The sequence below is a fragment of the Nitrosomonas sp. Is35 genome (assembly GCF_033063295.1).
Lineage (GTDB): Bacteria > Pseudomonadota > Gammaproteobacteria > Burkholderiales > Nitrosomonadaceae > Nitrosomonas.
Map to the genome: position 1 here is coordinate 2,042,582 of NZ_JAWJZH010000001.1, position 23,597 is coordinate 2,066,178.

General features: G+C 49.5%; 25 protein-coding genes and 1 tRNA gene. 16 read left to right on the forward strand and 10 right to left on the reverse strand.

What is annotated here, in order from left to right:
- Nucleotides 1-4 precede the first annotated feature (4 nt).
- Nucleotides 5-1,153 (reverse strand): HD-GYP domain-containing protein, encoded by a 1,149-nt coding sequence (locus R2083_RS09595; RefSeq protein WP_317530415.1) that lies wholly within the window; start codon nt 1,151-1,153, stop codon nt 5-7.
- A 374-nt stretch (nt 1,154-1,527) separates the two neighbouring features.
- On the opposite strand from R2083_RS09595, the gene R2083_RS09600 reads away from it, so the two are divergent.
- From R2083_RS09600 to R2083_RS09610, 3 genes are all read left to right on the forward strand, one after another.
- Nucleotides 1,528-2,394 (forward strand): PA4780 family RIO1-like protein kinase, encoded by an 867-nt coding sequence (locus tag R2083_RS09600; protein WP_317530414.1) that lies wholly within the window; start codon nt 1,528-1,530, stop codon nt 2,392-2,394.
- An 82-nt stretch (nt 2,395-2,476) separates the two neighbouring features.
- Nucleotides 2,477-2,553 (forward strand) — tRNA-Met (locus tag R2083_RS09605).
- A gap of 337 nt (nt 2,554-2,890) precedes the next feature.
- Nucleotides 2,891-3,466, forward strand: a complete 576-nt coding sequence (locus R2083_RS09610; RefSeq protein ID WP_317538329.1) for an FxDxF family PEP-CTERM protein — start codon at nt 2,891-2,893, stop codon at nt 3,464-3,466.
- 221 nt (nt 3,467-3,687) lie between these two features.
- Here the strand turns inward: R2083_RS09610 and R2083_RS09615 are convergent, their stop codons facing one another.
- Nucleotides 3,688-4,074 carry an exosortase system-associated protein, TIGR04073 family gene (locus tag R2083_RS09615; protein ID WP_317530364.1) on the reverse strand — a complete coding sequence of 129 codons (387 nt, stop codon included), beginning with the start codon at nt 4,072-4,074 and terminating at the stop codon, nt 3,688-3,690.
- Between the two features lie 162 nt (nt 4,075-4,236).
- Here R2083_RS09615 and R2083_RS09620 point away from each other — a divergent pair, with 162 nt between their 5' ends.
- Nucleotides 4,237-4,602, forward strand: a complete 366-nt coding sequence (locus R2083_RS09620) for a hypothetical protein (protein ID WP_317538330.1) — start codon at nt 4,237-4,239, stop codon at nt 4,600-4,602.
- A 241-nt stretch (nt 4,603-4,843) separates the two neighbouring features.
- On the opposite strand, the gene R2083_RS09625 is transcribed toward R2083_RS09620, so the two are convergent.
- The 4 genes from R2083_RS09625 to ispB form a co-directional block, all read right to left on the reverse strand.
- On the reverse strand, nt 4,844-6,253 hold the full coding sequence (locus R2083_RS09625) for a sigma-54 dependent transcriptional regulator (RefSeq protein ID WP_317538331.1): 1,410 nt from the start codon (nt 6,251-6,253) through the stop codon (nt 4,844-4,846).
- Complete coding sequence (locus tag R2083_RS09630; protein ID WP_317538332.1) at nt 6,244-7,749, reverse strand: two-component system sensor histidine kinase NtrB; 1,506 nt, start codon at nt 7,747-7,749, stop codon at nt 6,244-6,246. Before R2083_RS09630 ends, R2083_RS09625 begins: the two co-directional genes overlap by 10 nt.
- Before the next feature lie 157 nt (nt 7,750-7,906).
- A complete protein-coding gene (locus tag R2083_RS09635) occupies nt 7,907-8,134 on the reverse strand; it encodes a PP0621 family protein (RefSeq protein ID WP_132426674.1) in 228 nt (75 codons plus the stop codon).
- A gap of 380 nt (nt 8,135-8,514) precedes the next feature.
- Nucleotides 8,515-9,483 (reverse strand): octaprenyl diphosphate synthase, encoded by a 969-nt coding sequence (gene ispB / locus R2083_RS09640; RefSeq protein WP_317530360.1) that lies wholly within the window; start codon nt 9,481-9,483, stop codon nt 8,515-8,517.
- 146 nt (nt 9,484-9,629) lie between these two features.
- Here ispB and rplU point away from each other — a divergent pair, with 146 nt between their 5' ends.
- The 10 genes from rplU (at nt 9,630) to R2083_RS09690 (ending at nt 18,170) form a co-directional block, all read left to right on the forward strand.
- Entirely contained in the window at nt 9,630-9,941 is a 312-nt protein-coding gene (gene rplU, locus R2083_RS09645; RefSeq protein WP_317530359.1) for a 50S ribosomal protein L21, read from the forward strand.
- Between the two features lie 17 nt (nt 9,942-9,958).
- Complete coding sequence (rpmA, locus tag R2083_RS09650; protein ID WP_090320750.1) at nt 9,959-10,216, forward strand: 50S ribosomal protein L27; 258 nt, start codon at nt 9,959-9,961, stop codon at nt 10,214-10,216.
- A 105-nt stretch (nt 10,217-10,321) separates the two neighbouring features.
- Nucleotides 10,322-11,386, forward strand: a complete 1,065-nt coding sequence (gene cgtA / locus R2083_RS09655; RefSeq protein WP_317530358.1) for an Obg family GTPase CgtA — start codon at nt 10,322-10,324, stop codon at nt 11,384-11,386.
- The gene (proB, locus tag R2083_RS09660; RefSeq protein WP_317538333.1) at nt 11,380-12,489 is read left to right on the forward strand and encodes a glutamate 5-kinase; all 1,110 of its coding nucleotides are present in this window, start codon (nt 11,380-11,382) and stop codon (nt 12,487-12,489) included. Before cgtA ends, proB begins: the two co-directional genes overlap by 7 nt.
- A gap of 19 nt (nt 12,490-12,508) precedes the next feature.
- Complete coding sequence (locus tag R2083_RS09665; RefSeq protein WP_317538334.1) at nt 12,509-13,618, forward strand: DUF1624 domain-containing protein; 1,110 nt, start codon at nt 12,509-12,511, stop codon at nt 13,616-13,618.
- A 310-nt stretch (nt 13,619-13,928) separates the two neighbouring features.
- Complete coding sequence (locus R2083_RS09670) at nt 13,929-15,215, forward strand: porin (protein WP_317538335.1); 1,287 nt, start codon at nt 13,929-13,931, stop codon at nt 15,213-15,215.
- A gap of 183 nt (nt 15,216-15,398) precedes the next feature.
- Nucleotides 15,399-15,710, forward strand: a complete 312-nt coding sequence (locus tag R2083_RS09675; RefSeq protein WP_317538336.1) for a hypothetical protein — start codon at nt 15,399-15,401, stop codon at nt 15,708-15,710.
- Nucleotides 15,711-15,795: 85 nt separating this feature from the next.
- Nucleotides 15,796-16,086: a PepSY domain-containing protein gene (locus tag R2083_RS09680; RefSeq protein ID WP_317530353.1), complete on the forward strand. Its 291-nt coding sequence runs from the start codon at nt 15,796-15,798 to the stop codon at nt 16,084-16,086.
- Nucleotides 16,087-16,146: 60 nt separating this feature from the next.
- The gene (locus R2083_RS09685; protein WP_317530352.1) at nt 16,147-16,833 is read left to right on the forward strand and encodes a response regulator transcription factor; all 687 of its coding nucleotides are present in this window, start codon (nt 16,147-16,149) and stop codon (nt 16,831-16,833) included.
- On the forward strand, nt 16,830-18,170 hold the full coding sequence (locus R2083_RS09690; RefSeq protein ID WP_317538337.1) for an ATP-binding protein: 1,341 nt from the start codon (nt 16,830-16,832) through the stop codon (nt 18,168-18,170). Before R2083_RS09685 ends, R2083_RS09690 begins: the two co-directional genes overlap by 4 nt.
- Before the next feature lie 56 nt (nt 18,171-18,226).
- Here the strand turns inward: R2083_RS09690 and R2083_RS09695 are convergent, their stop codons facing one another.
- The 4 genes from R2083_RS09695 to R2083_RS09710 form a co-directional block, all read right to left on the reverse strand.
- A complete protein-coding gene (locus tag R2083_RS09695; RefSeq protein WP_317530350.1) occupies nt 18,227-18,499 on the reverse strand; it encodes a TMEM165/GDT1 family protein in 273 nt (90 codons plus the stop codon).
- A 786-nt stretch (nt 18,500-19,285) separates the two neighbouring features.
- Nucleotides 19,286-19,618, reverse strand: coding sequence for a P-II family nitrogen regulator (locus R2083_RS09700; RefSeq protein WP_317530349.1), 333 nt, complete (start codon nt 19,616-19,618; stop codon nt 19,286-19,288).
- 219 nt (nt 19,619-19,837) lie between these two features.
- Complete coding sequence (locus tag R2083_RS09705) at nt 19,838-20,830, reverse strand: sodium-dependent bicarbonate transport family permease (protein ID WP_108699179.1); 993 nt, start codon at nt 20,828-20,830, stop codon at nt 19,838-19,840.
- A gap of 28 nt (nt 20,831-20,858) precedes the next feature.
- A complete protein-coding gene (locus R2083_RS09710) occupies nt 20,859-21,032 on the reverse strand; it encodes a hypothetical protein (RefSeq protein ID WP_317530348.1) in 174 nt (57 codons plus the stop codon).
- Between the two features lie 320 nt (nt 21,033-21,352).
- Here R2083_RS09710 and R2083_RS09715 point away from each other — a divergent pair, with 320 nt between their 5' ends.
- Together R2083_RS09715 and R2083_RS09720 are read left to right on the forward strand one after the other, a co-directional pair.
- Nucleotides 21,353-22,849, forward strand: coding sequence for a PAS domain S-box protein (locus R2083_RS09715; protein WP_317538338.1), 1,497 nt, complete (start codon nt 21,353-21,355; stop codon nt 22,847-22,849).
- A 2-nt stretch (nt 22,850-22,851) separates the two neighbouring features.
- Nucleotides 22,852-23,463: a response regulator transcription factor gene (locus R2083_RS09720; RefSeq protein ID WP_317530346.1), complete on the forward strand. Its 612-nt coding sequence runs from the start codon at nt 22,852-22,854 to the stop codon at nt 23,461-23,463.
- Nucleotides 23,464-23,597 lie beyond the last annotated feature (134 nt).

Below are 23,597 nucleotides of genomic sequence, written 5' to 3' on the forward strand. Positions count from 1 at the left end.
ATCTCTACATCAAGTCGATATCGCGAAAGCGCTGCTGTATTTCCAGCACTTTCGCGGCATTATTGATCAACGCTTCGACACAATCCTGATCCAGCTTGGAATTGGACATTTGCCGCAGCATACCGAATGCTTTTTCATTACTCCACGGTGCCTTGTACGACCGCCGCGACGTTAGCGCATCGAAAACATCGGCTACCGCGCTGATGCGCGCTTCAATCGGAATTTCCTCGCCTTTCAAACCATTCGGGTAACCGCTGCCGTCGACCGCTTCATGATGAAATTCGGCGATATTGCGCAATATATTGGTGTGACCAAACGCGCCCAAACCAAAATCTTCCAGCACGGAATCAATGATCTCGCGGCCCTTCGCCGGATGCGTTTTCATGATATCGAATTCCGCTTCGTTCAGCCTGCTGGGTTTGCGCAGGATGTTATCCGGAATGCCGATTTTGCCGACATCGTGCATCGGTGAAAACAAAAAAATATGTTCGATCTGTTCATCGGAAATGCCATAACTCGGCGCCAGTTCACGTGCGATCAGGCGGGCGTAGTGTGCAGTCCGGTCGATATGCGAACCGGTTTCAAGATCGCGGTAATGCGTCATGCTGCGTGCCGCACGCACGGCGGCAAGTAAGGTGCGTATGGCGGAAAGCTCATTGATCACCATCAACGCAATCAAATGACCGTAAATATCGATCTGGCGCAGCGCTTTTGGCTCAAAAGGGTGTTCTTGCAGCGAATTAAAGAACAAAAAACCGATAAAAGCGCCGCTTTGATACAGTGGCATGGTATAGCTTGATTTATAACCTGTGGCGGCTACCCGCTTGGTGTGTTCGTGCGTGCCTTTGGCAAAGAGGTTCAGATCCTGCACCAAGCGCGGGCGGCGGTGCTCAATGATGGCCAATAACGACGGCGCACCGCTTAGCGGCGCCTCGTAGGTGGTCACCGGACTATCGTTGCCTTCGGTACTGTGCGTATACGTTTTGAGCATTTCCGTTTTTTCATCGAACAACGCAATCGCCAAACGGTCGACAAAGGGAAAATCCTGGCGGATGATTTGATGCAGAAAACGCAATTTCTCGGTTAACGGGAAATTTTCATGCAAATTCGCCAGCGTATCCTGGTGGGTAAATAAATCTTCTTCGGATTGCATAAACTTCTCCCAGAGAATGGTGAAGGCAATAACCATGACGCTGCCGCCCGGAATTTTCGCAATATGGCGGCCAAACTGTATATTCCCGCGCTATTTTAAACGATTTAGCGTGAACTCGTAGCGCTGGTTTTTTCATTGAATTGATGGAATTGGGAGAAATTTTCCATATTCCATTTTTGCAATTTGTTATGTGGCAATTTGCCGCGCGACAATATGCCACATTCCAAAAAGAAATCATTCTTCCTACAATTTGTTCAACGTGGTTATCCCAATTCGATTGATACCGATGATCGCGGCAAGGACAACACATTATTTACATTACCCGGCAGGAGGATGACAAGCGTACTTTAATCACGTACGCCGGCATAAACCCTATGAGAATACCCAAACGACTAGAACCGCTGATTGAAGAAGGTTTGATTGATAGCGTAATTTGCCAGCTCATGAGCGGTAAAGAAGCGATGATTTATATGGTGCGCAGTGGCGAGCAAATCCGTTGCGCCAAAGTATACAAAGAAAGCAACAAGTGCAATTTCCATCAACGCGCCTGCTACACCGAAGGGCGCAAGACTAAAAACAGCCGCCGCGCCCGTGCAATAGAGAACGGCAGCCATTATGGCCGCAGCGCACGCGAAGAATCCTGGCAAAGCACCGAAGTCGACATGCTATGCCGCCTGGGAATGGCAGGTATTCGCGTGCCGAAATTCTATAACTTTTTTTCCGGCGTGCTCTTGATGGAGCTGGTTACCGATGCGGGAGGAAATGTAGCGCCGCGGTTGAATGATCTGATACTAACGCCAAAGCAAGCACGCACCTATCACAAAATTTTAATCGAGCAAATTGTCACCATGCTGTGCGCCGGGATCGTGCACGGCGACCTGTCGCCATACAATGTGCTGGTCGATAGCCATGGCCCGGTAATCATTGATCTACCCCAGGCCGTTAACGCAGCCAGTAATTTCCAAGCGCGCCATATGATCAAACGCGACATCGATAACCTGACGACATTTTTGAGCCGCTTTGCGCCGGAATTAGCACAATCCGACTATGCGGCGGAAATATGGTCTTACTATCAACGCGGGAAGCTACCTCAGGCACGCTTAACCGGAACCATTAAACAGCAAAACAAACCTGTTAACGTTGGCAATGTCCTGCAGATTATTGATAGCGCCATCAAAAAAGAAATTGCCTGGCAGCGGCATAAACAAACCCGATGGAATAATAATTTGTCACAATGTTGAATTAAATTCTCTTAATTAAAAAGACTGTAATCAATGTTCATTGACCTGCTCGTGTTTGCTTGTGCTATAATCCCGCTCCTGACGCGGGGTGGAGCAGTCTGGCAGCTCGTCGGGCTCATAACCCGAAGGTCGTAGGTTCAAATCCTGCCCCCGCAACCAAACAAATCAAGCACTTAAGAAATGTATATTCTAAGTGCTTTTTTGTTTTCATAAGTACTGACTGTGAAAGCTGATACAAGCATCTATGCCTTGTATACATAGCAAACAAACGCACCGCTTCCTGTTGCGCCCTAGTCAAAAAATACTACCGTACTTTCACTTATTAAGTGAGCATTGATTTTACTTAGGACAAGAATCCTAATAAATCGGGAGGAGTGATCTATTGTTTTCGATTGCTCCCGCGGTTATTGTTAGCACCAGCAGGAAGACGTGTTGATTGCTAGATGGATAAAAGTGACACAAGACCTGATTTAAGAATTTTTTGGAGGTAGTAAAAATGATGTTAAGAAAACTGGCAATGTCCATTATCACAGCGGGCGCTCTTGTTATCGGAAGCGGTGCCCAAGCAGCAACTTATCATTTTGGGCACCTGCTATCCGGCGGCGGCCCCACAACAGTGCACCTTGCAGATTTGGATATCAATGATCTGGGTGGCGGACACTGGTCATTCTTTCTTCACAATATTAATTTAAGCGCATTTGGCTCTGGTGCATTTGTCGGTGCAATGGCTGTAGATGGTTTAACACCTAGCTCTGTAACAGTCGTACCCGGCGGTGGCGTGAGTACTGTTAGCAAAAACCCCGGTGGCGGCCCCGGCGGCAGCTTTGATTTTAGATATGATTTTGGCCGTGGAAGCGATAAGCTTAAAACTGGCGAAACAGTTTCATGGGATGCTTTTGGATTAGGCAGCTCGCATCTCCCGATTAACGGAGAGTTGGCTTTACATGTGCAAGGCACAAGCTTCTCGCCAAATTCTGCATGGTACGTCTCGCCCGTTCCAGAACCAGAAACCTACGCTATGTTGCTGGTTGGTTTAGGCCTGCTAGGATTCTCGGCACGCCGTAGAAAATAATTGGTAAGGTAGTTATTTTGATTTAATTCAAAACGGGAGCTTAAGCTCCCGTTTTGTTTCCTATGTACTTTCAGTTGAATCAGTAAACACATATCCACAGTCCACCGCTCAATCCGATCAAACCAGAAAAGCGGTTTGCTAAATCGTGTGCGCAAAAATCCGGATACGTGTTGTGGTGCTTCTTCCCCAAACTGAAACGAACGATCTGCATTAGTTAAAAATCACCGGCCCATCCGCCAACCGTGATATTCCGATTCTTTTGAGAAATCATCCCAGACAAACAGCGGATCCGGAATCGGATAAGTGGGTAACCAGAAAGTCACAAGATCCAATGCGCCATTGCCTGTCCTGCCAACCGTATGAAAAACGCCCCATAACAATCCTTCAGTAATACCAATCAACGCATTTTGATCTCTTTGGTTCCATAAAGAGATATTTTTCGGCAACTCCATCCAACCGGTAGCCACATTAGCAACACCGCTTAGAATCTTCGTGCCAGCCCTGTTAAAATAAACGTCGGCAGTTATTGTTTCACGCGCATGCGCTTGAAACGAAAAAAGTAATGATAGAACAACAAGCAAGGTAAATCTGGATATTATGTATATCATTAAAAATATTCCTTTGAAATTTTTAAACTATCATACTGTTAATTATTCAATTTAAAAAGACTTCAACATTAGTCGTCATATAATAAAAAAACGCTCCTTATTTCACTATGAAACCTAAAATTGCCAATCTGTCACTTGATCCAGTTATGGATAATTTTCTTTATGAATAAGAGATTCGCTATTACAGTGATTGCAACAGTCCTAATACTGAGTGGATGTAGCGCGGTAAGAGACAATCGCATCCAGCAGGAAGTTTTAGCAGACAACAATCTGCCGGAAGAAATTCGCAGAGCGATCAATCTTAAGGAGCTCGCCGTAGGCATGACGCAGGAGCAAGTGATTGCTTCCTGGGGATCTCCTTGCAAGTGGTGTTATAGAACCCGCAATAGCTCGAGCGGAGATACCTGGGAATACCATATTCCCGGAGCGGACTCCATCATTGTCGGATCCGACTTCATTGGCATTGGAACCGGAACTTATTTGTACTTTGATAAGGATAGAATACTCAGATACTGGTCCAATCAGTAAATTTCCTAAGGAAGCGCTGATTAATTGACTGCACGAACGAATTGCTTCGTTGCGCGGTACTCACTCCTCGCCTATCAGATTGATATGTCTCGGTTGTTGCGTTCCGTGCGCCTCGCCCTTCATCACGTTCGTTGAATTAATCAACGCTTCCCCAAGCTACGGATACATAATCACCTTACAGCGGCGATAATAATTGTGTCTCCTGGATTAAGAAAAAAGACTTGATGGACGATTTAATCCGCTACGCTCTGTCATTTAATCCTAAACGTTCCATCCGGTAACGCAGCGAACGGACCGTAATCCCCAGAATCTTGGCCGCTTTGGTGCGGTTGTACCGGTTTTCATTTAATGCCTTGACGATGGAATCTCTCTCCAGTCGATCGAGAAAATCCTGCAGCGGCAGATTCTGTTCCAGATCGACGGGGAGCCTGATCGTGGCAATTTGCGGAATCTCTTTTGCTTTATGTGGTAACTGCAAATCCTCTTTTCCAATTTCCGTGTCAAAACACAGCGCAAGTGTTCGCTCCAGTATATTTTCAAGCTCACGCACATTACCCGGATAATCGTAGCTCTTGAGCAGTGCCAGCGCGTCTTTCTTCAGACCACAAGCTGGCCGCCCCGCTTCCCGGCATAGCTTGGCCAGCACGGCTTCTGCGATCAGCGGAATATCTTCGCGCATTTCGCGTAGCGCCGGCATATTCAATTCGATCACATTCAGCCGGTAGTACAAATCCTGGCGGAATTGCCCGGTCTCGACGCACAGGTTGAGTTTTTTATGTGTGGCGCTAATGATGCGCACATCGACACTTTTTTCTTGTGTCTCACCGATTCTCCTGACTTGTTTTTCCTGTATCACCCTGAGCAGTTTGACCTGCATCGTCAATGGCAAATCGGCGACTTCATCCAAAAACAGAGTACCGCCATTCGCTGCCAGAAAAAAACCGTCATGATCTTTTTCCGCACCGGTAAAGGCGCCCTTCTTATACCCGAAAAACTCGCTTTCCATCAAATTCTCCGGGATCGCACCGCAATTGACGGCGACAAAAGGCTGTGTGTGACGCGCGCTCCTCTCATGAATCATTCTGGCCGCAAGTTCCTTGCCGCTACCGGATTCACCGCTGATGTAAACCGCAGCCTGACTACGGGAAAGTTTATCAATCGTTGCGCGCAGCTGAAGCATCGGCGGAGATTCGCCTAATAACACACGCTGACTGACTTGCACTGCCGATTCAGGCTGCATCGGCGGCAGGCTCAAAGCTGATTTGACCAGATCGCGCAGTTGTTTTAACGAAACCGGTTTGGGCAAATAATCAAAGGCGCCGGCTTTAAGCGCAGCCACGGCATTTTCCGTGGTGCCATGCGCAGTGATCACGGCGACCGGCAAATCCGCGCAATGCTGTGCAATATATTTAACCAGCTCCAGCCCATCTCCATCCGGCAAACGCATATCGGTCAAACATAACTGAAATTGCCGGGATTGCAGCAACTGCTTGGCGTCGCCAATACACTGCGCACTGGAAACATCCATTCCCATGCGAGCCAGCGTCAATTCAAGTAATTCGATAATATCGGGTTCATCATCCACAATCAGAATATGCGGAGAAGCGGTTTTTCTATGGGAATTGACGGATCGTTCGCTATCTACAGACATGATTGATTACTTTGGCAAATAATACGGAAATGTCCGCCGCTGGAACCTTCAATGTAATCCAGCGAGGCTTGATTGGTTTCGCACAATTCGCGCGCAATATATAAACCCAGACCGGTACCTCCGGCAGCCGTGGTAAAAAACGGCTCAAAAATCTGCTTCACCTGTTGCGGATCGATACCCGGACCATCATCCACGATATCCAGGCAGACATTATTTTCATTGGCCGCTACGGATAACTCGATGCGAACACTACCCACCTGTTTGCAGCAGTGTCTCCACGCATTGCGGCATAAATTCCAGAGTACTTGATTCAAGTGATCGCGATCAAAACTTATCCAGTGATGGTTGGAATTTCTCAACACGAACACATTCCCGTCCATTTTTTCCGCGTGACAAAACTCCTCCAGAAATTTTCCCATAAACTCATGTAAATCAATCAAATCAGGCTTTGCAATATTACGCCGGTTTAATTGCAGCACATCCTGGACGATCTTGTTTAAACGCCGGGTATTATCACAAATGATGCGTACAAGGCGCGGATCTGTATTGCTCTCAAGCTGCTCTTCTTCCAATAGTTCAGCCGCGTGATTGATGGCGGACAGCGGATTACGGATTTCATGGGCAATGTTAGCCGTCAGACGTCCTAAGGCGGCAAGTTTTAACTGCTGTAACTGCGCCTGTATGCGCCCCATATCCTCGAGGAAAATAACAACGCCGTTGCGGGAATCCGCTTGTATTGGAAGAAAACGCGTCCGCACCAGGGCGTTACTATGGGCTAGGCGCAGCAAATCGAAACTGATACTGCTATCACCCTGCCAGCTGGTAAGACGGCTGGCTAACTCGGGCATACAATCGGATAATTTGAGCCGTTCCGCTTTATCCGCAGATACATTCAGATCAAATAACCGTTCCGCATAGGCATTACGCTGCCGGATATAACCGTACTGATCGACAACCAATACCCCTTCATGCAAGTCTTGAATAACCAATTGATTGACTTGCGCCATATTCGCCAGATCGATGCCGCGCTCTTTGGCCAGCTGTTCACTGGCCAAGGTATATTTGGCCAATCGATGCGCCAGCCAGGCAACGGCAAAATACGCCATGCTCAATAAACCAGCCTGCGAATATTGCGCAGCGTAATGATCGACCGTCCATAAGGAGTACGTTTCCTGCAGCAGCAGGCTGATCGTCGCAATAGAAGCAAAAAACAACGCTAAGCGACCGCGGCTGATAAGACCCGCTCCAGCCAGCGATACCAACAATAAAACACCCAAACCGCTTTGTAAGCCGCCACTGGCATAAAGCATCAGCGAGAAAAATGCGATATCGCTGATGACCTGGATTGCCAGTTGCCGGTTAAAACAAGGAAAACGCAACCTGATCAGCAGCATGAACAAGCCGCTGAAAAGCACATGGCCAATGCCGGCATATAAAAACAGCTGATAGTGATAAGAACCAAGGTTCGCGAATCCGGATTGCCATGAGACAATCAATAGACCACTGCCGATCACAAAGCGGAAGCAATTGAAATAATAGAGAGAACGCCAGTATTGACCAGTATAATCAGCCGCCGTTGTGCCTGATTCTAGCGGCCAAGATAATGAATGTTTATGGGGTGAGAGGTATCGTGAAGTTGACACAAAAATCGGCTCAAGTTGAAGATTTTATATACAAGTCACAATGCTCGTGACTACAAAAATATTTAGTATGACTATGGATAGCTTCACTTTTCGGCAGATAAACACCGCATTGCGCGCAATTCACCATATCCTCAACAGATTCCGGTGAAGCTTCATGCTTTTCCTGCTTGGGGCGGCGGCTTCTGATTATCCAATAAATCAGCAGTGCGATCAGTACGTAAAAAATTAATTTACCCATATTGATTCTGATACTTCCTTTATGGCATCAATCTGATTTATTGAGTGTATTGCATTCGCATTGCCGCGCATCAATAACCTGCCAATCCGGATTTAATTGCCATAGCCGGATCAGCATAACAATTTTTTGCCGTGGCAAATGATCGATTAACCGGGGTTTTATTCCCTATCAATAGAATATGAAATATAAAATAATAATTTGATCAGATCAAAATAATTTTGATGGAAAAACGGATAAAACTCAGGAGTGGAAACACAAAAAAATGTTGCGTTGCATATACCGTAGTTGAAACAACCTTGATCGATAGAAGAGAAAAAACACTTCCTTCAAAATCCATAGGGTGATCACGAGTTAATCAGCACAACAATTTCTCATGTTTTTTAATGATTGCGGGTAATGGCGAAATCCGCCAATTGCATAAGGCATTTTTTGTTTTCCGAATCCGGCAAGGATGCTATCGCAGCGGTCGCGGTTACAATCTCAGCCTCGGCGCATTTCCGCGCATAATCCAGTGCTGCGGTTTTCTGGATCACATCAAGGACGGGCTGAAACCCCTCTTCCCCGCCATTTTCAATCGCCCTGCGGATAATGCCGGCTTGTTCCGGGGTACCCACACGCATGGCATAAATAAGCGGCAATGTCGGTTTTCCTTCGGCCAGATCGTCACCCAGATTCTTGCCGATATCTTGATTGTTGCCGGTATAGTCGAGCATGTCGTCAATAAGTTGAAATGCTGTGCCCAAATGCATACCGTAAATCGACATGGCATTTTCTTCTTCCGGCGTCGCACCACCGAGAATCGCGCCTAACCGGCTTGCTGCTTCAAACAATTTGGCGGTTTTATAACGAATGACTTGCAGATAGTTTTCTTCCGTCACTTGCGGATCGCGGCAATTGAGCAGCTGCAGGACTTCCCCTTCGGCAATCGTATTGGTAGCGTCCGCCAAGACCTGCATTACGCGCATGTTGTCGACTTCCACCATCATCTGGAATGCCCTGGAATAAAGAAAATCCCCTACCAGAACACTGGCGGCATTGCCAAACAATGCATTGGCGGTTTCTCTATTGCGCCGTAGTTCCGACTCATCGACCACATCATCATGCAGCAAAGTTGCGGTATGGATAAACTCGACAACCGCTGCGAGGTTGTAATGAAATTTACCCTTATACCCAAACGCGCCCGCCGATAAAATCACCAATGCAGGGCGTAGCCGCTTACCTCCGCTATCAATTATATATTCACTAACCTGGCGAATCAGAAGGACATGAGAATGCAATTTTGCGCGAATCACATCGTCAACGATGTTCATGTCTTGCGCGATGAAGCTTCTAATATTTTCGATTGACACAATAATACCTTGTAGAAAACGCTATGTTAGGAATGACGACGCCCAAGTGTCAAGCATAATGATAAATTGCATGAAATTTTCCACCACAATCAAAGGCTATTTATGTATAATTCGCGGTTCTGTAAAAGGGAAGCATGGAGTTAATTATGTATGCGGTCATAAAAACCGGCGGTAAACAGTATCGAATTCAAGTGGGTGAGAAACTGAAGGTGGAGCAACTGCAAGTGGAAAATGGCAGTGAGCTTGTTATCGATCAGGTATTGATGGTGGCTGATGGTGACAAAGTATCCGTGGGCACACCGCTTATCAGTGGCGCCAAAGTCAGTGCGACGGTTCTTGGTCAAGGCCGTCACGACAAAATTCGCATTTTCAAGATGCGCCGTCGCAAACACTACCAAAAGCATCAAGGTCACCGGCAGAATTATACTGAAATACAAATCACCGGTATTTCAGCTTAAGGCTTAAGGAGCAATAAATGGCACATAAGAAAGCGGGCGGAAGTTCTAGAAACGGACGCGATTCACACTCAAAACGGCTTGGTGTTAAACGCTACGGCGGTGAATTGATCTCAGCCGGATCGATTATCATCAGACAGCGCGGCACGCAGGTTCACCCGGGAGAGAATGTCGGCATCGGTAAAGATCATACTTTATTTGCCAAAGTGACAGGAACAGTGAATTTCAGTATCAAGGGTGCATTACGACGCAAAGTAGCAAGCGTAATACCTGCGTAAAAAACAAATACACCTGATTTACTTAAAAAGCCCTGTCGCAACCGATGGGGCTTTTTTGTTTGCAGGATGCCGTAAAAACAGCAAGGAATCATTAACCAGTTACTTATGAAGTTCATAGACGAAGCGGTTATCCAGGTATTGGCGGGCAAAGGCGGTGATGGCGTCGCCAGCTTCCGGCGCGAGAAATATATCCCCAAGGGCGGGCCCGATGGCGGCGATGGCGGCCGAGGGGGCAGCGTATTTGCCGTAGCCGACCGCAACATCAATACCTTGATCGATTACCGCTTCGCCCGCATTCACCGCGCCAAGAATGGCCAAAACGGTCAAGGCTCGGATCGCTATGGAAAAAGCGCCGAAGATATCATTCTGCGTATGCCGGTCGGCACGCTGATTAAGGATATCAATACCGGTGAAGTCGTCGCCGATCTGGTGCATGACCAGCAAAAAATTCTTCTAGCCAAAGGCGGCAACGGCGGTATCGGCAATCTGCACTTCAAATCCAGCACCAATCGCGCACCACGGCAATTCACCTTCGGTGAGCCCGGCCAGGAACTCGAGTTGAAACTGGAACTCAAGGTGCTCGCCGACGTCGGCTTACTCGGTATGCCGAATGCTGGAAAATCCACGCTCATCCGCGCAGTATCGGCCGCGCGCCCGAAAGTAGCCGACTATCCGTTCACCACCTTGCAACCGAACCTTGGCATGGTGCGCGTTGACCAGAACCGCAGTTTCGTCATGGCCGATATCCCTGGGCTGATCGAAGGTGCGGCCGAAGGTGTAGGACTAGGGCATCGCTTCCTGAAACATTTGACTCGCACCCGGCTGCTGCTGCATGTGGTCGACATGATGCCGCCGAATGAAGATACCGATCTCGTGCATGAAGCCCAAGCACTGGCTGAAGAGCTGAAAAAATACGACGAAGCACTGTATCAAAAACCGCGCTGGCTGGTGATGAACAAAACCGACATGATGCCGGAAGACGAACGCGACGAAATCTGTCGTCAGTTTGTGGAAAAACTGGGATGGCAAGACAAATACTTCATCATTTCGGCATTGACGAGCGAAGGCTGCCAGCTTCTGACGTACGCCATCATGGAATATCTGGAGCAGCATCTACCGCCACAACCTGAAAACCCGATTCCGGAAAACGAACTAGCGAATCCATGTTAAAGCAAGCACGCCGCATCATCATCAAAGTAGGCAGCAGCCTGGTCACCAATCAAGGCAAAGGACTCGACCACGCCGCACTGGCCGGCTGGGCGGCGCAAATCGCCACACTCAAGCAAATGGGCAAGGAAATCATCCTGGTTTCTTCCGGCGCGATTGCCGAAGGCATGCAACGGCTCAACTGGGAAAGCCGCCCTACTGCACTGTATGAATTGCAAGCAGCGGCCGCCGTGGGCCAAATGGGATTGGCGCAAGCCTACGCATCCAGCTTCTCGCAGTATGGTCTGCAAACCGCGCAAGTGCTGCTGACGCACGAGGATCTGTCGAACCGCAAACGCTATCTGAATGCACGCTCGACGCTGACCACGCTGCTCAAACTGAACATCATCCCCATCATCAACGAAAACGATACCGTCGCCACCGATGAAATCCGCTTTGGCGATAACGACACGCTCGCGGCTCTGGTTACCAATCTGGTGGAAGCCGACGCGCTGGTGATTCTGACCGATCAAGCCGGTTTGTATACCAGCGATCCGCGCAAGAATGCGGATGCGAAATTGTTACCCGAAGTCCACGCCGGCGACCCGGCGCTGGAAAAAATGGCCGGCGGCGTCGGCAGCGCCATCAGCCGCGGCGGCATGCAAACCAAAGTGATCGCGGCCAAACGCGCGGCACGCAGCGGTGCGGACACAATCGTTGCTTCCGGGCACGAAGACAACGTGCTGGTGCGCCTAAGCCAGGATGAAGCCATCGGTACCCGTTTTGTCGCCAAATTACCGGTGCTGGCGGCGCGCAAGCAATGGCTCGCCGATTATCTGCAAGTGCGCGGTTACGTCACGCTTGACCCAGGCGCGGTCAAAGCCCTGATCGATGACGGCAAAAGTTTGCTGCCGATTGGCGTGACTGACGTCAATGGTGAATTCGAACGCGGTGAAACGGTTTCCTGTCTGGACTCCGACGGCCGCGAAATCGCACGCGGGTTGATCAACTACAGCGCCGTGGAAACGCAAAAAATCCTGAAACAGCCCAGCAGTGAAATCGAAGCGATCCTGGGCTATGTCGACGAACCGGAACTGATTCACAGGAACAATCTGGTTCTGCTGTAATTACTGCCAATCCGCAACCATGCCACTCGATAAAAACGCGCAACGCATCGCCGCCATCGACTGGCTGCGCGGCATCGTCATGATTCTGATGGCACTCGATCATACCTCGTGGTTTTTCAACAGCCAGCGCATTTTCGCCGATTCGGTTTTACTCTACCAACCGGGTGCTCAGTTCGCAGCCGATCAGTTTTTCACCCGTTGGGTCACCCATATCTGTGCACCCACGTTTATATTTCTCGCCGGCACCTCGATCGCCATCAGCAATTTCCAGCGGCAACAACAAGGCATGAGCACCGCCGCGATTGACCGCGAGCTACTGCTGCGCGGCGCCTTCATCGCATTACTCGACATCGCGCTATTCTCGCTGATTGGCGGCAAACCGGTGCTGCAAGTGCTGTACGCCATCGGCATCAGCATGATGCTGATGGTGCATCTGCAACGTCTCGGCGCTGGCACTGTTTTCTGGCTGGCGATTCTGATCGCCGCCGGGAGTGAATTACTGCTCATGGCATTGTGGCAACCGGGTGGCGAGGTTCCCTTCTGGCTCGCCATCACCTTTGCCCCGGTGTTCGGCGAAAAGTATTCGGTGTTATACCCAGCATTGCCGTGGCTCGGCATCATGATGCTCGGCTGGGTATTCGGTGAGCGGCTCATCGCTAGGCAATCCAACTCATGGAAACCGGAGCGCCTGCTGATGACCTGCGGCTGGTTTGCATTGACGCTATTCGTGGTGATCCGCGGCCTGGACGGCTACGGTAATCTATTCATGCACCTGGAAGGCAACACTCTGGTGCACTGGCTGCACGTCAGCAAATACCCGCCCAGTCTGGCGTACACGCTGCTGGAACTGGGTCTGATGGCGATCATGCTGTCGTTGCTGATGCGCCTGGAGTCATGGAAAAAAACCATCCACCCCAATGGCCCCGTGCTGGTATTCGGGCAAACCGCGTTATTCTTCTATCTCGCCCACTTCGCCGTGCTGACGGCACTGAAGCCTTTGTTTGAACGCGGCAGCCTGGAACAAACCTACGCGATCACGTTGCTGGCGCTGATCATTCTGTACCCCATCTGCCGTGCCTACCGCAATTTGAAATGGCGGCATCCTCAAAGCTGGTTGCGCTTTCTTTAACATCAACCGGCGCAGCATGCCGCCAGTAATCGATCCGGCTGCGTGACATCGGCTTTCTATACCGATTTATGATTTATCGATGCGGGCTTTGTGGCTATAATGTGCGCCCCGCTGAATTGGAGTAACCACAGTCTTGTCATGCTGTAGCAGCAACGGGAATATCGTGTCAGAAATACCGCTTCCCATTGACTTCGGAATCACGCGCCATCGATTAAAACATTTTTAAACATACATTTTCCCAATGCAAGGCCGTTCGATATATTCAAAATGGTTATTGTTAACCATTGCTTGTTATTTTTCCGTTTTTTTCATGGATACTGAAAATCTCTACGCTAATGAGCTGAGAAAATTTCTAACCTATAAAAAACTGGAATTCGGCGGCTGGATTCATGGCGGCGCCACATTCAATCCCAGTCAATCAGGCGGCTATAACGGCCCGGTCATTTTTGCAGACCAAGCCAATCGCTTTCAACTGAACCAATTAAACCTGTTCATGCGCCGCCCCGTGGTGTCGGAAGGCAATAAATGGGATTTCGGCGGACGCTTTGATTTCATGTTCGGCACCGATGCCATTTTTACTCAAGCCTTCGGTGTACCCGCCTTCGATGTCAATACCGGCGCCCCCCTAAAAAGAAGCAACTGGGATCTCAATTTATGCTGCGCCTCCACGCGCACATACGGTATTGCCTTGCCACAGGCATTCTTGGAGACTTATGTACCGATTGGCAACGGCCTCAACATCAAGCTCGGTCATTTTTATACACCAACCGGCTTCGAAACCGTTCCAGCGCCGGATAATTTCTTCTATACGCGCGCGTATACTTTAAATATCGGCGAGCCGTTCACGCACACCGGCGTGCTCTTTAATTACAAAATCAATTCCAATTGGCTGATTCTAGGCGGTCCGCTCACCGGCAGCGCCAACGGCGGATGGGACGCAGGTTGGGACAAACAGTTGAAAAATTGGAACGGCATTACCGGTTTTACCTGGAGCAGCGACGATAAAGCGACTTCATTCCATCTTTCCGGCACTTATGGTAAAACCTCGGAACAAAGCAGCGAAATATGGGGGTTTTATAATGTCGTGCTACAACACAAGATCACACCGCAGACTCAGATAGTTCTACACCATGTTCATGGCCATGCCGGCGGTATTTTGCTGAATAATCTCAAATACAACAACGTCATCAAAGACGCCGAATGGTTCAGCGCAATTGCGCATTTATACCACGACCTTACCGATAACGTATCGGTCGGCATACGCGGCGAATGGTTCCGCGATCAAGATGGTTTCCGCAATCCTTCGCCGTTCCGCGTTGCAGCCGCCACCAACAATATCAATGGCATACCCGCCAGTTACGCCGGCAACATCAACAGCGTAACGATCGCACCCGCCGACTACTATAACTTCACCGCCGGTATTAACTGGAAAATAGCCAGAACATTTAAATCCCAGTGGGATTTCATCAAAAAATTGAATATCCGTTCAAATATTCGCTACGACCGGGTTGATGCCTATAAAACCTCAGCTTACCGGCCGTTCGCAGGCAACAAGGATCAAATTTTATTTTCGCTGGATTTCGTCTTACCGTTTTAAGGCGGTTATGAAAAAAGACGGCGAACAATGTTCAAATATTCTACTCACGAGCATTACCGAATAGACCAAACATCATTCGGCTCGCTACTTTTTCCATTCAGTTTTTGTTCATACAAACCGGCGTAGATTGGCTCCATCAGCAATCAATTTGCATGAACAACTAACAACTGAGAGGAGAATAAAATGGAAACCAGAAAAATAAAATTATCCGGTCTTATGCTTGCCTTGTGTTTAGCTATCACTTTGGCCGCCCCATCGCTTGCGCAAGCAGGCAGAGGTCATCATCGCCACCATCATCATCACCATGACCACGGACATCACCGGCACCAGCATTTCATCGGTGGCGGATATAATTACGGTTATAGCCAACCACGCGGATATTATCCGCCAGCGCAATATAACTATAATTACTACCCAGCACCGGTATACGTTGTCCCTCCGCAAATGATGATGGGCATTAATACCGGAAATATGGACTTTATGATACGCTTCTGACGCGCGTTGTGACTGGTAACAGGCATGAAAATACCGTATCTGTTACCAACCTGATTTCTACCTCCAATGTATGGGATTGTTGTTTATGAATAGATGGTGGAAAATTTCAATCATTGCACTGCTAGCGATCATTGCATTCACGCCCGCGACAGCCGGCAGGCATAGTGCGGCCAATGAACATCCCACGCCAAACGATCCGGCTACTGGCATCACGGAGCAGCGGGCAATCGCCATCGCGCAACAGCATTTCAAAGGCCGCGTGCTGGCGATCAATCAGACCGATCATACTTACCGCATCAAAATTCTCAGCAACCAAGGCACAGTCCATATGGTTCTGATCAATGCGCTGGATGGCACGGTCATTTCAACGCATTAGCACGCGCACTGCAATCCCATGGTTCAACCAAGCAAATTATTATGTACGCAGGAGTAAACGATGCGCATCCTGGTCATTGAAGACGAATTCCGCTTACAAAACCAGATCCGGCAGCAACTGGAAGCGGCCGGTTATATGGTCGACACGTGCAGCAACGGCGATGAAGGATTGTTTCTCGCCACCGAATATCCGCTCGATGCCGCCATTATCGATATCGGCCTGCCCGGCAAATCCGGTTTGGAGATTATCAAAGCATTGCGCGAACGCGGCAGTTTGCTGCCGATTCTGATTCTAACCGCGCGCAGCAGCTGGCAGGACAAGGTACAAGGGCTGGAAATGGGCGCGGATGACTACCTGACCAAACCATTCCAGATGGAAGAGCTGCAAGCCCGGGTCAAAGCACTGTTGCGCCGCTCTACCGGCATACCGCAAACCCTCCTGAAATGCGGCCCGATCACGCTCGATGTCACGGCTCAATCCGTTACCGTCAATGGAGAGAGCATCGAACTGACCTCGTTTGAATACCGCTTGCTGGAAGAATTGGTGCGTCATCACGGTGAAGTGCTATCCAAACACACCTTGGCTGATTATCTCTACCCGCACGACGAAGATCGCGACAGCAACGTGCTCGAAGTGATGGTCGGCAGGCTGCGTCGCAAACTCGACCCCGAGGGTACCTTGAATCCGATCGAAACCATGCGCGGCCGCGGCTATCGCTTCACGCTGGAGTGCAACAAATCGTCATGATGTCGCTTAACCGGCGCATTTTATTCAGCGCAACGCTGGTGTTATTGATTTTTATCGTCGGCATCGCCTGGACGCTGGATCGCGCTTTTTATGACAGTGCCCGCGTCGGCGTCAAAGACCGGCTGTTTGCGAAGGTACTGATGCTGATGGGTGACGCCGAAGTGGAAGATTCCGGCGAGCTGGATGTGCCGACCAACTTACTCGATGCCGAACTCGGTCACGTAAACTCAGATACTTATGCCTTCATCATCGGCCCGGCCAACACCATCGCCTGGCGCTCCACATCATCGCTGAACAAACCGATCCCGAACATTACCTTGCTGGAAAAAGGCAAAAAAGAATTCGCGCAAATCATGATTAACGACGAGTCGCATTTTATTTACCGCTATGGCGTGGCTTGGGAAACACCGTCCGGCGATTATCCGCTGACTTTCAATGTCATCACTGATACCGTACTGTTTGAAGCGCAAATTGACCGTTATCGCGAAGATTTATGGGGTTGGCTCGGCGCCATGGCCATTTTGCTGTTAGCCACGCAAATGCTGGTATTGCGCTGGGGCTTGCAGCCATTGCGCAAGGTATCGGTGGAGCTTGCCGCGATCGAATCCGGCCAACAGGAAAGGTTGAAAGGCGTTTATCCGAGCGAACTCCAGTTGCTGACCGACAGCATCAACTCTCTGATCGCGCATGAGCACAAACAGCAAAAACGCTACCGCAACGGCCTCGCCGATCTGGCGCACAGCCTCAAGACACCGCTTGCCGTCCTACAGGGCGCCATTCATAGTGAAGACGATGAAGCCATCCGGCGCAAAACGATTCAGGAACAAATCGACCGCATGGACAACACGATCCAGTACCAGCTGCGCCGCGCCGCAACCGCCGGCAGCTCACCGGGCATGGGATTGATTCTGTTACGCCCGATGGCCGACCGGATCGTCAACACCGTCACCAAAGCCTACCGCAACAAACAGCCTGCAATAACCGTCGCCATCGATGACAGCATCGGCCTGCGCATCGACGAAGGCGACTTGATGGAATTACTCGGTAATCTGGTCGACAACGCCTTTAAATGGTGCCGCAACAGCATCCATTTAGCGGCGGGTTATCAGGAAAATCAGGTGGTGATCCAAATCAAGGACGACGGCCCCGGTATCCAACCGCATGAAATCGCCAGAATCCTGGAACGCGGTGTGCGCGCCGATCAATCCACCCCCGGTCACGGCATCGGCTTGGCGATTGTGCGCGATATCATGCAGGTGTACGGTGGAGAACTACTGATTGAGAACAATCCAAACGGCGGTCTCTGCGTGACTTTGCGTTTAAAGAAAAGCAAATAATACTCACGACGCCACTTATAGCGAGCTTGAAAAACCTGGGATGTGACCGCTCCCGCCTACGCCTTAATCAGCGTCCACGCACCAATCAGAATAAACCCCGCCCCTGCGATATAGTGCAAATGTTTTTCGCTGATATAATCGGAAATCACGCTGCCAGCCAGTACACCAAGCGCCGAAGTCGCAATGAGCGCCAGCGATGCGCCGACAAATACCGTCAGCTTGCTGACTTCCTTGTCGGCGGCAAACAGCATCGTAGCCAATTGCGTTTTGTCACCCAGTTCCGCGATAAACACCGTGGCGAAAACCGTCAGTAAAATTTTGTAATCCATTCCGTTTCCAAGACCTGTAAGAATCTAATACCGGGTGATCGCCGATAAACTGCTTCACCACCCTTCCTCTTTAGATCATACCGTTTATCTTCTTCGTTGTAATAACAAAACATCACGTCTTATTTCGGCTCATCCGCAACCGGGCCATACAAAAACAGGAAAACCGCGTCAAGCAACATTAAGACTTAAAGGTCACCATGGTGTAGCCATAATTGGTGTCCTTCATGCCCGGGCTGAATGGAACCTTATCAAAGTAATCGCCTTTGAATCTCCGTCTCCCCTTTTTCCACTTCCGCTGCGAATAAGTGCGGGCTCCATAAAAAACACCCAATAATGAAAAAAACCATCCAACACGTGACCATAATATTTTTCCAAGCCATGGTTTTATACCTCCTCCAGTAATTTTCTCGAGCAAAACGGCGATCCAATCTATTCAGCTGTTTTGAATATTACGTGGGAACAACGGGTTGAAAAATCTGTGCGAGCACTTAAGCGTAAGCCCTTATAAGCCATAGGGTTTGGTGCTCGGGCATAATAGCGATAAAACGGAGACCGGTATCCGGCACGGGTATAAGCAAAGATAGTGTTGACAAGAGCGGCAGCCCGCTTGAAATGCCTCATCCGGCGGAAGTAGTGCAGCAATCGGCCGGAACTGCGCTTTCACGATTGATCGCACAGTTTTTTACAATTCCAGGAAAAGGTTTGAATGAATAATCCCGGCTGATCACAGCCGGGATTCTGTTTGATGCGCAAGGACTAACCGTCCAAGAGGTAATAGTAATCCGGTTAAAATGAAATGGCCGGCCCTATCACCCATTGGCAATCGGAAATCAGGCACATACCGCCGAAATCCTTTAGTTTCGGTTGAAGCGTCATAATGACTTTCTCTGCTTGGTCCTCTTCACAGGCAAGAACCATCACCGCATTATGCTCTTCCAACACATAATCATCCGGGTTGCGCTCACCGGTTGAACCCAACCCTCCCGCCTTCTTGATGACTGTGTAGCCACGCACATCGGCATCCCGAAGCAGCTTCAGCATATCATCCAGCGACTTTTCATCAATGACGATCTCGATGCGCTTCATAGTCACTAAAATATCTGGTCTTAACACCATCATTTCTCTCCCAAAATTGTTTATGTCGTACTCAGGCTCTGCACATTCCGGATCAATTCCCGAGGCTATCCTGAGTCATTTCAATCACTGATACATTCCAGCCGGTGCTTTTTTGATTGAAACATTCCATATCGTGGCAGGCAGCGATTCATCATCGCATCGCTGCCCCATACCCAATATGCTTTCAATCATGCGTAACCAAACCAGCAGCGGAAATATCCATCACCACGGATAATAAGTCTCGTGCAAGTACTGGGCAGCCGCATAGTACATAGGAATACCCACCACCACGTTGAATGGGAAAGTCACCCCGAGCGACAGCGTCAGATAAAACGATGGATTCGCCTCTGGAATCGCAAGCCGCATGGCCGGGGGCACCGCGATATAGGAGCAGCTGGCTGCGAGTACGGTTACCAACGTGATACCACCGATTGAGTACCCCAAGAGGAAGTGACCGACGAACAATCCGCATACCGCGCCGATTAAAGGCATAGCAATGCCAAAACCCACTAGGAAAACACCGACGGTCTTAAATTCCGATAACCTTTTCCCGGCTTCCATCCCCATATCGCACAGGAATATACACAGCGCACCCATGAAGATGAGTTCAAAGAACGGCTCAATTTTCTTGTAGCTCGGATCGGAAACCACCCAGCCGATCGCCATCGAACCGAACAACAACAGAATACTGCCGTTGGTAAAGGCTTCGATGATCAGATGTTTATACATTCCTTTGTCGGCTTTGGTGGCTCCGCCCAAAATTTTCCGGGAATAGCCGGCCAGCACCAAACCAATCATGATCGCGGGTGATTCCATGATCGCCAGCATGATCACGGGATAGGCTTCATACGTCACGCCGATACCCCCCAGGAACGCAACCGCCGTCATATAGGTTCCTGCGCTCACCGAACCATAGTGCGCGGAAATGGCCGCGGCATTGAGCGGATCGATTTTTCCCAGCGCCCGCAAAATAATATAAGCCACAATGGGCAACCCGCAACCAAACGCAAGTGCCGCCCATACGGCGGGAAGCGCGGATCCCATATCAGATCCTGCAAGCGCCTTGCCGCCATGAAGTCCGATACCGATCAGCAAATAGATAACGATCATCTTGTGCATATCGGGCGGAAATTTCAGATCCGATTTGATGAGGCAAGCAAACATACCCAGCGCGAAAAAAAGTATCGCCGGTACGAGAAGACTGGACAGAGACATGGTTACACTCCTCTTATACGAATAGTTATTAAACGAGGGAGACTCTACGTGTTACATCCGGGAGTATCGTATCGGGACTTGTGTTAGCTTTGACCGGGCTCTCTTTACAACCCGCCAGCGCTTGCCCGGCAGCGAATATTTTGCCCGGCAATAGGGATAGCGTAGCCAGAACAAGTCCGTAAGCTATTATTTTTCTACTCATTTCGTTTCTCCAAACAGTTAAAGGGGTTAATATCATGTAGTGAAAACAACACGCCGCCGAACGCGGTTAATGCCTCCAATAATCCGCACGATTGAAAAAAGCCCACCAGCAAACTTAGACGATGCAAACGGAATGGAATGGTGGGCAAACTCGCGTCATATTCCCTACCCGGCAAATCCTACAAGAGAAAAACAGGGGGCAATATTCGTGCTGACACGTAAGGGCAAACCCTTACATATCAATAAATTGATAGAAAATTACAGGTTTTTATCGTAAGCTTCACCGCGGTACACACTCGAATTCAACAGCAGGAAAACAATGTGAATAGCGCAGTGAAAAACTTGAATTTCCGGACAGTGTTCGATGCAGCGGCGGATGCGATGCTGTTGACTGAAAACACGGGACATATCGTCTTGGCCAATCCGACAGCACAAGAATTGCTGGGTTACAGCGCGGATGAAATGAAAGGGCTGGCCATCGAAATGCTGATCGCACCCCGCTATCGCAAACAGTACCGCTACTATCAACGGCTGTTCTTGAACCGGCCGGTAAAGCGCTCCATGAGCGTTGGCAATGAATTGATCGCATTAAATCGCGATGGCAAAGAAATATTGCTGGATATCAGTCTCAGCCCCATCAAAACGGGACAACAACTTTTCATTCTTATCCTATTCACGATCGCTAACCGGCGTCTCGATACCGAAGATGCGCTGCGTTCCAGCGAGGAACGCCTGCGTTTGGCCAAGCAAGCAGCCGGCTTAGGTATTTTTGACTACGACTTCAAGCGCAATATCATTTATTGGGACAGGCAGATGCGCAAGCTGTGGGGCAAGCATTCCGAGAAAACTGTCAGTTACGAAGAATTCGTCGCCGCAATACATCCGGAAGATCGTGAGGCGCGGCAAGCGGCTATCGATAAAGCGATGGATCCCAACAGCAATGGCGAATTCAAAGCGCAATACCGCATTATCAATCCCATTAACGGCGTTGAACGCTGGATATCCGCCAGGGGCCGGGTATATTTTGAGGCCGGGTGCCCGCACCGCCTGATAGGCGTTACACGCGACGTCACAGAACAGAAAAACATTCAGAAAAAACTGCAAGTGCACCGCAACGAAACCGAAAATATTCTCAAGCAGCAAGTAGCGGCACGCACGGCTTCGGCAATCGCGCATGAACTCAATCAACCGCTGGCGGCAATCTCCGCTTATAGCGAAGTGGTGCTGCACGCACTGCAAAACGACAGTTTCAGCGCGGACAATTTAAAGCGTGCGTTGCAAGGTTGCGTGGAACAAGCCCAGCGGGCCGGACGCAGCTTGCACGAACTGCTGGCTTTTCTGCAAAAAGGCGAATTGGTGACCGAACGGTCGAACTTGACCGATGTCATTCATGGCGCGCTGAGCATTGTATACAATGACGGCTACGGAAGATTTCACCCGATACTGCATTTGCAGCAGAATCTCCCGGCAGTCCAGTGTAACCGCACGCAAATACAAAAAGTGCTGGTCAATCTCTTCAGAAATGCTATCGAAGCGATGCGCAACATCGATTTCCCGGTTCTGACGATCACCACCACGGTGCAGACTGTCAATGATCAGGATGTCGCGGTTGTGATCGTGCAGGATAACGGCCCGGGATTTGATCAAGTGGTAGCAAAGCGCATATTTGAGCCTTTTTTTACCACCAAGCCATCCGGCATCGGCATGGGACTTTCGATCAGCCGTGCGTTGATCGAAGACAACGGCGGTCAACTCTGGGTTGATTCCGATGCAAAAACAGGCGCAAAATTCCATTTCACCCTCCCCTTTGGACCATGATCATGCAGGAACTCACCGTTTTTATCGTAGATGACGATGCAGCCGTGCGCGATTCCCTCACATTGATGATCGAACAGGCTGGTATGCGGGTGCAATCCTTCGAGAACGCCAAAACCTTTCTGAATGCTTACCGTCCGGATTTTTTCGGCTGTGTCATCATTGACGTAAAAATGCCCGGAATGGACGGTTTGCAACTCCAGGAAGAACTGGCTTGGCGTAAGATTTTGCTACCGGTCATTTTTCTGACTGGGCATGGCGACATTCCCATGAGTGTCAGGGCGATCAAGGGCGGTGCGATCGATTTCCTGACCAAACCGGTGATCCGGGAAAAACTCTTGATCTGCGTACGTGCTGCGTTTACCGAAGCCAAAAAACGATTGAGTGACGCCACGCAAAACCGGGAAATAACCACATGCCTGACAAAGCTCACCCGGCGTGAGCGGGAAGTCATGCTCCTCGCGGTGCAAGGACATTCCAATAAGGAAATCGGCTCTTATCTGGGCATCAGCTATCGCACGGTGGAAATCCACAAATCCAAAATCATGCAAAAGACTGGCGCCAATAATCTGCTGGATCTCGCGCGCATTGCACGCGAAAGCGAGTTGAGCGAATGATGCCGCTTTACCCGACAAACGGCGCCGCAATGATCACACACCTTCCATGACGCAATTTCTAACAAGCATTACACTAAGGAAGCGCTAATTAATTGACTGCACGAGCGAATTGCTTCGTTGCGCGGCACTCACTC